Origin of the sequence: Stenotrophomonas sp. 2694 (assembly GCF_040548715.1) — a bacterium.
Taxonomy (GTDB): Bacteria; Pseudomonadota; Gammaproteobacteria; order Xanthomonadales; family Xanthomonadaceae; genus Stenotrophomonas; species Stenotrophomonas indicatrix.
The window spans coordinates 167,878-181,447 of the sequence record NZ_JBEPSG010000004.1 but is presented as its reverse complement, the minus strand read 5'-3'; the positions used below and the strand labels follow the sequence as shown (position 1 = coordinate 181,447).

The window sequence follows — 13,570 nt, the reverse complement described above, 5'->3', positions numbered from 1 at the left end:
TGGCCAGCACGCTTGGGGATCATCCTATGTGAAGAGGGTGTGCAGGCTCAAATGTGAAGACCGGACACCTCGGAAGTGACCGTGTCTCAATCGAGCACGGCGCAATCGGAGCGCCGGACTTCTTCGACGAACGTGCGCATCTTGTAGCCGTCCTTGATGCCCGGCTCCAGTTCGATGCCACTGGAGACATCCACGCCCCACGGCAGGGTCGCCAGCACGGCGTCATGCACGTTCTCCGGCGTCAGGCCTCCGGCCAGCAGGAACGGCCGGTGCAGGCCGGTGGGGATACGCGACCAGTCGAAGGCCACACCGGTACCGCCGCCGCCGCCCGGCGCATGGCTGTCGAACAGGAAGCCGGCGGCGCTGGGGTAGCGCAGCTGCAGGGTGCGCGCATTGATCTCCTCGCGCCCGCCCATGGCGATCGCCTTCAGGTAAGGCATGTTGAAGCTGCGGCAGAAGCTCTCGTCTTCCTCGCCATGGAACTGCAGCAGGGTCGGCCGCACGGTACGCAGCACCTCGCGCACTTCTTCCCTGCTGTTGTTGCGGAACAGCGCCACCACGTCGACCATCGGTGCGATGGCCTGGCGCATCGCGCGCGCTTCGGCCGGGGCGACCCGGCGGCTGCTCTCGCGGGCGAAGATGAAGCCCACCGCATCCACGCCCAGCTCGCCGGCCAGGCGCACGTCGCCGGCACGGGTCATGCCACAGAACTTGATGCGGGTACGGTAGTAGGAGCGGCTCATAGCGTTACCTCGGCGGGCAGATGCCAGTTGTCGGGGTACAGCGGCCCCAGGAACACCAGTCCCTGCGGAGGAGCGGTGGGACCGGCCACGGTGCGGTCGCGCCCGGCCAGCAGTTCGGCGATCCACTCCACCGGCTGCTCGCCACTGCCGACCAGTATCAACGAACCGACGATATTGCGGACCATGTGATGAAGGAATGCATTGCCGCGCACCGCCACCTCGATGACGTCGTCGTGGCGGCTGACCTGCAGCGACTGCAGCTCTCGCCGGGCATGCAGGGCCTGGCACTGGACCGAGCGGAAGGCGCTGAAATCGTTCTCGCCCAGCAGGGCCTGCCCGGCCAGGTGCATGCGCTCGGCATCGAGCGGGCGCCGCTCCCAGCTCAGGGTCTGCCGGCCCAGCGCCGGGCGCACTTCGCGATTGAGCAGGCGGTAGCGATAACGTCGTGCGCGGGCGGAGAAACGGGCATGGAAATCATCGGCCACCGGCACGCACCAGCGCACGGCGATCGAACGCGGCAGGCGGGTAGTGGTGCCGAGCATCCACGCGCGCGGATCACGCACCACGTCGGTGTCGAAGTGCACGACCTGGCACTGGCCGTGCACGCCGGCATCGGTGCGGCCGGCGCAGACCACCTGCAGCGGGGTATCGGCCACCGATGACAGGGCCTGTTCCAGGCTGGCCTGGACGCTGGGTCCGCCCTCGCCCAGGTTCTGCCATCCCCTGAAATCGCTGCCGTCGTACTCGACGCCGAGCGCGTAACGCATGTGCTACCTCGATATTGCGGGTGGGGCGGCGCTCAGGCCGGGTCGCGCTCGGACCAGACCGCCAGTTCGTTGCCACCGGGCTCGACGAACTGGAAACGGCTGCCGCCAGGGAAAGAGAACACGGTCCGCACGATCTGACCACCGGCCGCACGCACCGCCGCGTCCATCGGCGCCAGCTGGTCGGCATACAGCACCAGCAGTGGCGCGCCTTCGCTGGCACGTTGTGGTTGGCCACGGAAGAAGCCTCCCTGCAGGCGGCCATCATCGAAAGCGGTGTAGTCGCTGCCGTAATCGACAAACGACCAGCCGAACACGACCTCGAAGAACGCGCGGCTCGCAGCCGGGTCGCTCGAGGCGAATTCAACGTAGTCGAGACGGCGTTCGCGGGTCATCGCAGGTCCTTGTCGAAAGGGTGTCAGGGCAGACGGGCCAGCAGTTCGCGGGCCTGCGCCTGGCAATGCAGGTCACCCCCTTCGGCAACCTCCTGCAGCAGGGTGCGCGCGGTCTGCGCGTCGCCCAGGTCCAGATAGGCGATGGCCAGTTCCAGCCGCTCCTGGCCGATACGCGGTGCCCAGTCATGGCCATTGTCTGCAGCAGACCCGACGGCGTCCCCGGCGGCAGCACGGTCGTCGTGCAGGTCGAACGGTGCAGCCGTCTCATGCTCATGCGGTTCGGCCGGCAGATCGAACACACCGCGGAACTGCGGCTCCTGTTCGGCCTGCAGCGCGTATTCGGGCACGGCCACCTCGGCTGGCTCGATGGGCGCCACCGCAGCAGCGCCGGCAGGATCGTCCCAACGCGGCAGATCGTTCACCGCAGCAGGCAGTTCAACCCGTTCGTCTTCATCAAGCTCACCCGCCCGCCACTCGGCCGGCGAGGCATCCTCATGGATGTCCGCAGCCGGCACGTCATGGTCGGTGGCAGCCCAGGCCGGCATCGCCGGTTCCTGGCGTCCGCCATCGGCGGCGAAGTTCACCCCGGCGTCCTGTTCGGTCAGGGTATCCAGCGCGGCACCTGCCGGCAGCGCTGCTGCCAGGCCGGCGGCATCGTGTTCCTCGCGCAGCGGCGGCAGCGGCGAGGGCTTGCGACGACGCAGCAGCCAGGCGCCCAGGGCAACCAGCACGAGCAGCGGCAGGCCCAGCCAGTACCACGGCGTGCCAGCGCCGGGCACACCGGGCGCCTGGGCCAAACGCTGCTGCGCGGCGGCCAGGTCGTTGTCCTTCATCGCGATCAGTGACTGCTGCTGCTCCTTGAGCTTCTCCAGCTCCGCCACGCGCTGCTTCAGATCGCCGATTTCGGCATCGCGGGTGGCGATGTCCTCCTTGGCCTGGCGCAGTTGTTCGTTGCCCAGCATGTCACCCTCGCTGCCGGCACTGGTGCCGGTGGTTGTGCCCGCGTGCGCGGCGTCGGATGCCAGCGCCGGAGCGATTTCAAGTCGTGCCCCGGTGGCCGCAGCCGGGGAAGAAGCAGCGCCATCGGCCTTGGCCACCGGCATCGCGGCGCCAGCCGGCTGTGGCACGGTGCGTGCCTGCCGCCACTGTGCGGCATGCTCGCGGACCAGCGCGGCCGCCTCGGCCGCATCCACCGCGGCCAGTGCGGTATCGCCCGGCATGCGCAGTACCGCGCCCTGCTTGAGCAGGTTGACGTTGCCACGGATGAAGGCTTCGGGGTTGGCACGCAACAGCGCGATCATCGCCCGGTCGCGACTGATCTGATTGCCACGGGCCAGCGAGCCGGCGATCTGCGAAAGCGTCTGTCCGCGCTGCACGGTCACACTGCCGTCTGCAGCGAGCGCTGGTGCAGGTGCAGGTGCTGGCGCAGGTGACGCAGCCCGTGGACGCGGTGCAGCAGGTGCGGCGGCCGCCGTGACCGGTGCCGGCTCGGGTGCGGTTGCAGCGGCGGCAGGCGCATCACGGACGATGGTGTCCGACAGCACGCCGGCCGGCGCGACGATCTCCGGTTCGGCCACGGCCAGTGCACTGGCCGGTGCATCGACCAGCGCCGAGTACTCACGCACCAGCCGGCCCTGGCCCCAGTCGGCCTCGACCAGGAAGCTCAACGAGGGTGTTTCCACTGGCGTCTGCGAGGTCACCCGCACCACCGCCCTGCCCTGCGCATTGCGGGTCAGCTCGAACTGCAGTTCGCTGACCAGACCCGCCGGGCGCTGCAGGCCAACGCGCTCGAAGGTGACCGGCGAAGCGAGCGCGACGCGCAGGTTCTCAAGTTCGGACGGATCGGCCGAGATCACCGGGATCTCGGCCAGCAACGGCTGTCCCGGCTTGGACAGGACCCGGATGTCGCCCAGGCCCAGGGCCATGGCCGAACTGCTGACCAGGGCCAGCAGCGCGGCGGAAAGACAGGTGAGCGGACGCCGTGCGCCCTTGGCTCGTTTATTCATGGGCGACACTATAAAGCGTGCGGACCACGGTCCGCACCCACCGGGGAGGCGGACTGCGCTAGTGCCGGCCAGCGGCCGGCAGGCACGGGCATGCACCGATAAGGCACTGCCGGCCAGCGGCCGGCACTACCGGTCATGCAACGGCAGGGATCAGCGCTTCTCGGCGGCGACCAGCTCGGCCAGCTGCACCGCGTTGAGGGCTGCGCCCTTGCGCACGTTGTCCGACACGATCCACAGGTTCAGGCCGCGCGGATGCGACAGGTCCTCGCGGATGCGGCCGACGTACACCGCGTCGGTGCCCGAGGCATGGGTGACCGGCGTCGGGTAGCCACCGGCCTCGTGACGATCCACCACCTCGATGCCCGGCGACTGTTCCAGCAACGCGCGCGCTTCGGCCACGGTCACCTTGTCACGGGTTTCGATCGCCACCGATTCGGAATGGCCATAGAACACCGGCACGCGCACCGCGGTCGGGTTCACGAGGATGCTGTCGTCGCCCAGGATCTTGCGGGTCTCCCAGACCAGCTTCATCTCTTCCTTGGTGAAGCCGTTGTCCAGGAAGTCGTCGATGTGCGGGATCAGGTTGAAGGCGATCTGCACCGGGAAACGCTGCGGATCGATTTCCTGGAAGCTCAGCAGCTGGCCGGTCTGCTTGCCCAGTTCTTCCAGTGCCGAACGGCCACCACCGGATACCGACTGGTAGGTGGACACGTTGATGCGCTCGATGCCGTACTTGCGGTGCAGCGGTGCCAGCGCGACCAGCATCTGCATGGTCGAGCAGTTCGGGTTGGCGATGATGCCGCGCGGACGGTTGGCGACCTGGTCCGGATTGACCTCCGACACCACCAGCGGCACGTCATCGTCGTAACGGAAGGCCGAGGAGTTGTCGATCACCACCGCGCCAGCGGCAGCGAACTTCGGGGCGTATTCCTTGGACACGCTGCCACCGGCCGAGAACAGGGCGATGTCCACGCCACTCGGGTCGAAAGTGGCGAGGTCCTGGATCCTGACCTTGTTGCCGTTGTATTCGACTTCGCCGCCGGCCGAGCGCTCGGAAGCGAGCAGGCTCAGGGTGCCGACCGGGAAATCGCGCTCGGCCAGGATGGCCAGCATGGTCTCGCCGACCGCGCCGGTGGCACCGACGATGGCGACGTGGAAGCTGCGTTGTGCATTGCTCATGGGGGAACTCTCACGAAAACGGGAAGGGGGAAAACTCACGCACGACAGCTGGGTTCGGGGAGCCTCCTCGGATGGATGCGCGGAGGTTCCCTATCGTTTCCCGCTTTTTTTGTCCAAGGTCGCGCGCGCGGCAAGGGCCGCGTCGGCGTTGATCGCGCTCGGCATGCGCGACGGGCTGCCATCCAGGCCAAGCCCGGCCAGCAGATTGTCCACGGCCATCTGCACCATGGCCGTACGCGTGGCCAGCGATGCGCTGCCGATATGCGGGGTCAGCACGATGTTGCGCAGGGCCAGCAGTTCCGGCCGCACGTTCGGTTCGCCTTCGTAGACATCCAGGCCGGCCGCCGCCAGGCGACCGTTGGCCAGTGCATCGGCCAGCGCCAGTTCGTCGACGATGCCGCCGCGGGCGATGTTCACCAGGGTGGCAGACGGCTTCATCTTGGCCAGCGCGGCGGCGTCCATGATGTGGTGCGAGGCGGGGGTGTATGGCAACACGGTCAACAGATGGTCGGACTGCGCCAGCAGCGTGTCCAGATCCACATAGGTCGCGCCGAGCGCGGCTTCGGTATCGGCCGGCAGCCGCGAACGGTTGTGGTAGAGCACCTTCATGCCGAAGCCGTGCGCGCCGCGACGGGCGATGCCCTGGCCGATGCGGCCCATGCCGAGGATGCCCAGCGTGCTGCCATGGATGTCGGCCCCCAGCATGGTCTGGAACGACCACTGCCCCCACTGGCCCTCGCGCAGCCAGCGCTCGGATTCGGTGATCCGGCGCGCGGTGGCCATCAACAGCGCAAAGCCGAGATCGGCGGTGGTCTCGGTGAGAACGTCCGGGGTGTTGCTGGCGAGAATGCCGGCGGCGCTGAGCGCGTCGACATCCAGATTGTTGTAGCCGACGCCGACATTGGCGATCACCTTCAACTGCGCGGCATCGGCGACCTGGGTCGCACCGATGCGCTCGTTGAGGGTGATGATCGCCCCGTCAACGTCGGCCAGCTGCGCGGCGATCTGCTGTGGCGACCAAGCGGTGACGGTATCGGTGGTGCGCAGCTGCACGCGATCGCGCAGCGGCGCGATGGCCGCGTCGATCAGCGGCTGGCTCACCCATACCGTCGGCCGCGTATCAGCCATCAAGCTGGCCGGGAATGCGCGGGGTGATGGTGCCGACATCGCCGCACTGCGCGCGGTGGCGCAGCGCCTGGTCCATCAGCACCAGGGCCATCATCGCCTCGGCGATGGGCGTGGCGCGGATGCCGACGCAGGGATCATGGCGGCCGGTGGTGACCACCTCCACCACATTGCCGGCCGTATCCAGCGATTCACCGGGCAGGCGCAGGCTGGAAGTCGGCTTGAGCACCATCGAGGCGACCACCGGCTGGCCGGTGGAGATACCACCGAGAATGCCGCCGGCGTGGTTGCTGGCAAAACCCTGCGGGGTCAGCAGGTCACGGTGTTCGGTGCCCTTCTGCATGGCGCTGGCGAAACCGTCGCCGATCTCCACACCCTTCACCGCGTTGATGCTCATCAGTGCGGCCGCGAGCTCGCCATCAAGCTTGCCGTAGATCGGCTCGCCCCAGCCCGGCGGTACATTGTCGGCGACCACGTCCACGCAGGCACCGACCGAATCGCCGGACTTGCGCAGCGCATCCATGTACGCCTCCAGCTCGGGCACCTGTGCGGCGTGCGGCCAGAAGAACGGATTCTCCTCGACTACCGACCAGTCGAAACCGGCCGGAGTGATCTCGCCCAGCTGCGACAGGTAGCCGCGCACGGTGATGCCGAAACGCTCGGCCAGCCATTTCTTGGCGACCACGCCAGCAGCCACGCGCATGGTGGTCTCGCGCGCCGAGGAGCGGCCACCGCCGCGCGGGTCGCGGATACCGTACTTGTGCCAGTAGCTGTAGTCGGCATGCCCCGGACGGAACTGCTGGCCGATGTTGCTGTAGTCCTTGCTGCGCTGGTCGGTGTTGCGGATCAGCAGCGCGATCGGAGTGCCGGTGGTCAGGCCCTCGTACACCCCGGACAGGATCTCGACCTCGTCGGCCTCGCGCCGCGCCGACGTATGCCGGCTCTTGCCGGTGGCGCGACGCTGCAGGTCATGGTTGAATTCGGCCGCGTCCAGCGCCAGCCCCGGCGGGCAGCCATCGATCACGCAGCCGATGGCCGGCCCGTGCGATTCGCCGAACGTGGTGACGGTGAACAGCTTGCCGAACGAATTGGAGCTCACGGGCGCTGCGCCGCCAGTTCGGTGATGCGCGCGCTGTGGGCGATCAGCTCGCGGCACTCGACCGCGAAGATGCCCATCTGGCCGACCTTGAACTCGACCCAGGCGAAATCCACTTCCGGCAGCAGCTTGATCAGGTGCTGTTCGGATTCGCCCACTTCACAGATCAGCAGGCCGTCCTCGCTCAGGTGCAGCGGCGCGTCGCGCAGGATCTTCAGCACCAGGTCCAGGCCGTCGTCGCCGGCACGCAGGCCCATCTCCGGCTCGTAGGAGTATTCCTGCGGCAGGGCGTCGGTCTCGTCGTTGGTGACGTACGGCGGGTTGGTGACGATCAGGTCGTAGTGGCGACCGGTCAGGCCGTTGAACAGGTCCGACTTCAGCAGGGTCACGTTGTGCGCCTGCAGGCGTTCCTTGTTCTCTTCGGCCAGTGACAGCGCCTCATCGCTGAGGTCCACGCCGTCCACTTCCCAGTTCGGATAGTAGTGGCCCATGGCGATGGCGATGCAGCCCGAACCGGTGCACAGGTCCAGCGCGCGGTTGACATCGCGGCCGGCCAGCCACGGCTCGAAGCCGCACTCGATCAGTTCGGCGATCGGCGAACGCGGCACCAGCGCGCGCGTGTCGCTCTTGAAGCTGAGGCCGGCAAACCAGGCTTCACCGGTCAGGTAGGCGGCCGGGATGCGCTCGTCGATGCGGCGCTGGAACAGCTCCAGCACCGCCAGCTTCTCTTCGCGCAGCAGGCGCGCCTGGCCGTAGGCCGGGCCGAGGTCGTGCGGCAGGTGCAGGCCGTGCAGCACCAGCTGGGTGGCCTCGTCCAGGGCATTGTCGTAGCTGTGCCCGAAGGTCAGGCCCGCAGCATTGAAACGGCTGGTGCCGTAGCGGATCAGATCGATGATCGTGTGGAGTTCGGCGGCCGTTTCAGCGGTCATGGCGGTACTGCGGGCAAAGTGGCCCCCGATTATAGGGGTTGCCGCCTGCGCCGGCATCCGTTGCGGCAGAAACGATCCAGCCGCAGCCGGTATGATGGTGGCCACTTCCTGCGGCGGAATCCCATGTTCAATCGCAACGTCGGCATCATCCTGCTGATCGCCCTGGCGGCGGGCCTTGGCCTGCTCGCCGCCCAGCAGGTGTTCGCGCCGAAGCCGCCGGCCGGGCAGCCGGCCACCGAAGCGATCACCCTGTACCCGCAGCCGCGCACCCTGCCCGACTACAACCTGGCCCAGTCCGACGGCACGCGCCTGATTCCCGGCGAACTGAAGGGCCACTGGACCCTGGTGTTCCTCGGCTTCACCTTCTGCCCGGACGTCTGCCCGACCACCCTGGCCGAGCTGGCCGGCGCGCAGAACCAGTGGGAAGCCCTGCCCGATGGCCTGCGCCCGCGCGTGCTGTTCGTCTCGGTCGACCCGGAGCGCGACACCGCCACGCGCCTGGGCGAGTACGCCCATGGCTTCCACAAGGACACCCTGGCGGCGACTGCCGACATCCCCTCGCTGGAGCGCTTTGCCACCTCGCTGGGCTTCGTGTTCCAGAAAGTGCCGGGCAAGCACTTCGACGAGAATCCCGAGGATTACACCCTCGAGCACTCCGCCAGCCTGGCCGTGCTCGATCCGCAGGGCCGGCTCGCCGGCCTGGTGCGGCCCCCGTTCAACGCGCCGGCGATCGCCCGCGACCTGCAGAAGCTGACCGAGAAATCCGCCCCATGAGTCTGACCACCGCCCTGACGTACGTCCTGCCCCACCGCCTGCTGTCCTCGATGGCGCGTTCGCTGGCGTACTCGGACAACCCGCGCGTATCGCGCTGGCTGATCGACACGGTCACCCGCAAGTTCAACGTCAACCTGGATGAAGCGGCCAATCCGGACCCGCGCAGCTACCCGACCTTCAACCAGTTCTTCACCCGCGCGCTGAAACCCGGCGCGCGCGTGGCCGATGCCGATCCGCGCAGCCTGGTGATGCCGGCGGACGGCCGCATCAGCCAGCTCGGAAAGATCGACGCCGGGCGCATCTTCCAGGCCAAGGGGCAATCGTTCACCGCCGCCGAGCTGTTGGGCAGCGCCGAGGACGCCAAGCCGTTCAACGAGGGCCTGTATGCCACGGTGTACCTGTCGCCGCGCGACTACCACCGCGTGCACATGCCGTGGACCGGCACCCTGCGCGAAACCGTGCACGTGCCCGGTCGCCTGTTCAGCGTCGGCCCGGCCGCGGTGAACAACGTGCCTGGCCTGTTCGCACGCAACGAACGCCTGGTCTGCCATTTCGATACCAGCTTCGGCCCGATGGTCAGCGTGATGGTCGGTGCGCTGCTGGTGTCGGGCGTGGAAACGGTGTGGAGCGGCGAAGAGATTCCGCACTACGGCGACCGCATCACCCGCAAGGATTACCGGGGCCGCGGCATCACGCTGCAGCGCTTCGAAGAGATGGCGCGCTTCAATTACGGCTCGACCGTGATCGTGCTGCTGCCGCCGGGCGTGGCCGAATTCGCCCCGCACCTGGATGCCGAGCATCCGGTACAGCTGGGCCAGGCACTGGCCAAGCTGCGCTGATCCTGCGGTAGTGCCGGCCGCTGGCCGGCATCTCCGTTGATCCAACGCATCGAGCGTTGCCGGCCAGCGGCCGGCACTACCGGATGCGGGCGTTACTGCAGGGTCGGCGCCGGGCCGACGTCCATGCCGTCGTAGTCTTCCACGCCCATCTGCGTGGCCAGCGCGCTCAGTTCCTGGTTGCGCTTGTCCAGCGAGGTTTCGTCGTGCACTTCCACGCGCTCCACATGCAGCACGTGGAATGCAGCCTCACCGTCTTCCGGCTCCTGCTCGAACACTTCCACCAGCACATAACCCTGTGCCTGCAGGTGGGTGGCCAGTGCGTGCAGCGGCTCGGCGGTGGAGTGCACGAAGAAGTACCCCCACAGCAGCGGGGCGTCCAGGTCCCAGTCGGTGTTCTCGCGAAGGTTGGTGAACAGGTTGCGGGTGTCTTCGAGGTCCATGCGATATCCAGATTGCGGAAAGATTATTTGTCGCAGCCCTGCAGCTTCAGCACCTGGCCGTGGCGCAGGCTGTAGCCGGGGGCCTTGAGGCCATTGGCGCGGGCCAGCACCGGCACATCGCACTGGAACTTCGCGGCGATCCGGCCCAGGGTCTCGCCCTTGCCGACCTTGTAGCTGCGGGCCGGCTTGGCACGGGGGGCCGGCGCCGGGCGCGGCGCAGCCACCGGCGCGGCGGGCGTGGTCGGCACGCTGCTGGCGGCATTGGGATCGACCACCGGCACCACCCCGCCCACGGCCACGCTGCCGGTGTAGCTGGCAGCGCTCGGGCGCACGATCGCGGCATTGAGGTCGGCGGTGATCAGGGTGCGGGCCAGATCGGCACGCGGGCCGCTGACGCAGTTGCGCGCGTACAGGCCAGCAATGCGGTTGGTGGCGTTGATGAGGGTTCCTGCCGGAATCCAGCCATCGGCCTCATAGCGCGGGTTGAGGTTGCGCAATGCGCGCATGTAGCCATCGCGGGTGCCATGGCTGCCCAGGCAGATGGTCAGTTCGTAGATCGTGGTCGAGCGGGCCAGGCGGATGGTGGCCGGCTGCGCGTTGATCTTCGGGAACTCCACGCCGTACTGCTGGGGGTGCAGGAAGATCCAGGACGCGGCGATCACCATCGGCACGTAGTCCTTGGTTTCGCCCGGGAACTGGTTGTAGACGCTGTCCACCCAGAAGCTCTGGCCCGGGTACTGCTTGTAGACGCGCGCTGCGCGGCCCTCACCGCCGTTGTAGCCGGCCAGCGACAGTTCGACGTTGTTGTTGAGCTCACGCATCCGCTCGTTGAGGTACGTCGCGCTGGCTTCAGCGGCGCTGCGCGCATCGAAGCGGGTATCGAAACCGGTACCGTCCGGGCCGAGGCCGAAGCGGCGGCCGGTGGCCGGCATGAACTGCATCAGGCCCGCGGCGCCCGCACGCGAGGACGCATGTACACGGCCGTTGGATTCCTTGGCCATGATGCCGAACAGCAGCGCCTCGGGCAGGCCGCGCTTCTCCCATTCCGGCCACATCACCGCACGCAGGTTCTGGTAGTTCTCGTAGGTGGTCATCAGCGCCGGGCGCATGTCGGTCAGCCAGCGGCGGATGCCGGCCTGCACGGCGGGGTTGTACTCGACCATGTTGTCGAAGGCATGGCGCTTGTCGTTCAGCAGCGCCGCTGCGCGGGCCGCCTCGGGCACGTCGGCAGCCAGCGGGCCGACATGGTCCGGGTCGGCTTCCAGGCGGTCGCCGGCTTCATCGGCCACGTCATCATCGGCGGCGGCATCGGCATCGTGCTTGAGCAGGCGCTTGTAGGTCGCCAGCATGTTGCTCATCTGGCAGCCCTTCTGCTTCACGCATTCGCTGATGACATCTTCCATGTCCTCCAGCGCGGCATCGGCCTCGTTGCGCCCCTTCGGATCGGCGTTGGCCACCAGCAGAACGGCATCGCTGTAGCGCTTCTCGGCTGCGGTCATGCGCTGCTGCAGGGCATCCACCTTCACCTTGTCCCGGGCCGAAACCCGCTGTGCGTGGGCCTCCGGTGCCAGGGAAACCAGGCCAGCCAGGGCCAGCAGCGGCCAGGCGCGGGAAATCAGGACAGGAACGGGCATTGGTGGCACTGTGTATGAAACAGGCAGGCAGAGTAGCGGCGCTGCCAAGGTCGGGGCAAGCCGACCTTCGGCCCGTCACCGTCGGCGGTTAACATTGGCACATTCATCACAAGGGCTGGACCATGGATCCGATTCTGCTCGGCAAAGGCATCACCGACGATGTGGCTGTCACCCTGCTGCCGAAACTCGGCAACCGCCATGGGCTGGTCGCCGGCGCCACCGGCACCGGCAAGACCGTGACCCTGATGACCCTGGCCGAGGGCTTCTCGCGGATCGGGGTACCGGTGTTCCTGGCCGATGTGAAGGGCGATGTCTCCGGCCTGGCCGTGCCGGGCACCGACGCCGAGAACCTGCTCAAGCGCGCGGCCGAGATCGGCGTGAGCGACTATGCCCCGGCCGCCAGCCCCACCGTGTTCTGGGACCTGTACGGCAAGCTCGGCCACCCGGTGCGCACCACCGTGAGCGAGATGGGCCCGACCCTGCTGGCCCGCATCCTGGAATTGAACGACACCCAGGCCGGCGTGCTCGACATCGTGTTCAAGCTGGCCGACGACCGCGGCCTGCTGCTGCTGGACATGGACGACCTGCGCGCCCTGCTCGGCCTGGTGGCAGAGGAGCGCAAGGACATCTCCACCGAGTACGGCCTGGTCAGTGCGCAGTCGGTGGCCGCCATCCAGCGCGCCCTGCTGCGGCTGGCGCAGGACGGCGGCGAGCATTTCTTCGGCGAACCGGCGCTGGAACTGGCCGACATCATGCGGGTCAACCATGACGGCCGCGGTGTCATCGGCATCCTTGCCGCCGACCAGCTGGTGCTCAAGCCCAAGCTGTACTCCACCTTCCTGCTGTGGCTGTTGTCGGAGCTGTTCGAGCAGCTGCCCGAAGTGGGCGACCTCGACAAGCCGAAGCTGGTCTTCATTTTCGACGAAGCGCACCTGCTGTTCGACGATGCACCGCCCGCTCTGGTACAGCGCATCGAACAGGTGGTGCGGCTGATCCGTTCCAAGGGCGTGGGCGTGTACTTCTGCTCGCAGTTCCCGGACGACGTGCCGGCCAACATCCTTGGCCAGCTCGGCAACCGGGTACAGCACGCGCTGCGCGCATTCACCCCGCGCGACCAGAAGGCGGTGAAGACCGCCGCCGAGACCTTCGTGCCGAACCCGAAGCTGGATGTGGTGAAGGTGCTCAGCCAGCTCGGTACCGGCGAAGCGCTGGTCTCCACGCTACAGGACAAGGGCGTGCCGATGCCGGTGCAGCAGACGATGATCGCGCCACCCCGCTGCCGCATGGGACCGGTCACCGACACCGAACGTACGCAGGTGCGTGCCGGCAGCCCGGTCGGCACGCGCTACGACACTGCCGTCAACCGCGAATCGGCAGCCGAACTGCTGGCGCAGCGCGCGCAGAAGGCCGTCGAGAAAACCGATGCGCCGGCCGCACGCAGCCGTGAGCAGGACGAGGCGCAGGAAGGCGGTTTCGGGCAGTCGATCAAGGACGCTATTTTCGGTACCAAGCGCCGCCAGGGCATGATCGAGACGATGGCCAAGCAGACCACGCGTACGGTCGGCACCAAGCTGGGCAACCAGATCGTGCGCGGCATCCTCGGTGGCATCTTCGGCGGCAAGCGCTGAGAGCTCCGGCAGTTCCTT

General features: G+C 67.8%; 13 protein-coding genes. 3 read left to right on the top strand and 10 right to left on the bottom strand.

Annotation, left to right across the window (positions count from 1 at the left end):
• Positions 1-86: 86 nt before the first annotated feature.
• The 8 genes from ABIA73_RS07300 to prmB all read right to left on the bottom strand — a co-directional run bounded on the left by ABIA73_RS07300 (position 87) and on the right by prmB (position 8,237).
• Complete coding sequence (locus ABIA73_RS07300; RefSeq protein WP_025876155.1) at positions 87-743, bottom strand: phosphoribosylanthranilate isomerase; 657 nt, start codon at positions 741-743, stop codon at positions 87-89.
• Complete coding sequence (truA, locus tag ABIA73_RS07295) at positions 740-1,510, bottom strand: tRNA pseudouridine(38-40) synthase TruA (RefSeq protein ID WP_025876154.1); 771 nt, start codon at positions 1,508-1,510, stop codon at positions 740-742. Before truA ends, ABIA73_RS07300 begins: the two co-directional genes overlap by 4 nt.
• A 32-nt stretch (positions 1,511-1,542) precedes the next feature.
• Positions 1,543-1,902 (bottom strand): VOC family protein, encoded by a 360-nt coding sequence (locus ABIA73_RS07290; protein WP_354275595.1) that lies wholly within the window; start codon positions 1,900-1,902, stop codon positions 1,543-1,545.
• Between the two features lie 23 nt (positions 1,903-1,925).
• Positions 1,926-3,908, bottom strand: a complete 1,983-nt coding sequence (locus ABIA73_RS07285) for a FimV/HubP family polar landmark protein (RefSeq protein ID WP_354275594.1) — start codon at positions 3,906-3,908, stop codon at positions 1,926-1,928.
• Positions 3,909-4,058: 150 nt separating this feature from the next.
• On the bottom strand, positions 4,059-5,087 hold the full coding sequence (locus tag ABIA73_RS07280) for an aspartate-semialdehyde dehydrogenase (RefSeq protein ID WP_025876149.1): 1,029 nt from the start codon (positions 5,085-5,087) through the stop codon (positions 4,059-4,061).
• Between the two features lie 90 nt (positions 5,088-5,177).
• Positions 5,178-6,215: a 2-hydroxyacid dehydrogenase gene (locus ABIA73_RS07275; protein WP_025876147.1), complete on the bottom strand. Its 1,038-nt coding sequence runs from the start codon at positions 6,213-6,215 to the stop codon at positions 5,178-5,180.
• Complete coding sequence (aroC, locus tag ABIA73_RS07270) at positions 6,208-7,311, bottom strand: chorismate synthase (protein WP_025876145.1); 1,104 nt, start codon at positions 7,309-7,311, stop codon at positions 6,208-6,210. The genes ABIA73_RS07275 and aroC overlap by 8 nt, the downstream gene beginning before the upstream one ends.
• A complete protein-coding gene (gene prmB, locus ABIA73_RS07265; RefSeq protein ID WP_025876143.1) occupies positions 7,308-8,237 on the bottom strand; it encodes a 50S ribosomal protein L3 N(5)-glutamine methyltransferase in 930 nt (309 codons plus the stop codon). Before prmB ends, aroC begins: the two co-directional genes overlap by 4 nt.
• A gap of 123 nt (positions 8,238-8,360) precedes the next feature.
• Between prmB and ABIA73_RS07260 the strand changes: the two genes are divergently transcribed.
• Together ABIA73_RS07260 and asd are read left to right on the top strand one after the other, a co-directional pair.
• Positions 8,361-9,011 (top strand): SCO family protein, encoded by a 651-nt coding sequence (locus tag ABIA73_RS07260; protein ID WP_032975016.1) that lies wholly within the window; start codon positions 8,361-8,363, stop codon positions 9,009-9,011.
• Positions 9,008-9,850: an archaetidylserine decarboxylase gene (gene asd / locus ABIA73_RS07255; protein WP_025876139.1), complete on the top strand. Its 843-nt coding sequence runs from the start codon at positions 9,008-9,010 to the stop codon at positions 9,848-9,850. The genes ABIA73_RS07260 and asd overlap by 4 nt, the downstream gene beginning before the upstream one ends.
• A 92-nt stretch (positions 9,851-9,942) precedes the next feature.
• On the opposite strand, the gene ABIA73_RS07250 is transcribed toward asd, so the two are convergent.
• On the bottom strand, positions 9,943-10,290 hold the full coding sequence (locus ABIA73_RS07250) for a ribonuclease E inhibitor RraB (RefSeq protein WP_025876137.1): 348 nt from the start codon (positions 10,288-10,290) through the stop codon (positions 9,943-9,945).
• Between the two features lie 23 nt (positions 10,291-10,313).
• Positions 10,314-11,924: a transglycosylase SLT domain-containing protein gene (locus ABIA73_RS07245; protein WP_354275593.1), complete on the bottom strand. Its 1,611-nt coding sequence runs from the start codon at positions 11,922-11,924 to the stop codon at positions 10,314-10,316.
• Between the two features lie 122 nt (positions 11,925-12,046).
• On the opposite strand from ABIA73_RS07245, the gene ABIA73_RS07240 reads away from it, so the two are divergent.
• Positions 12,047-13,552, top strand: coding sequence for a helicase HerA-like domain-containing protein (locus ABIA73_RS07240; protein WP_354275592.1), 1,506 nt, complete (start codon positions 12,047-12,049; stop codon positions 13,550-13,552).
• The last annotated feature ends 18 nt before the right edge of the window (positions 13,553-13,570 follow it).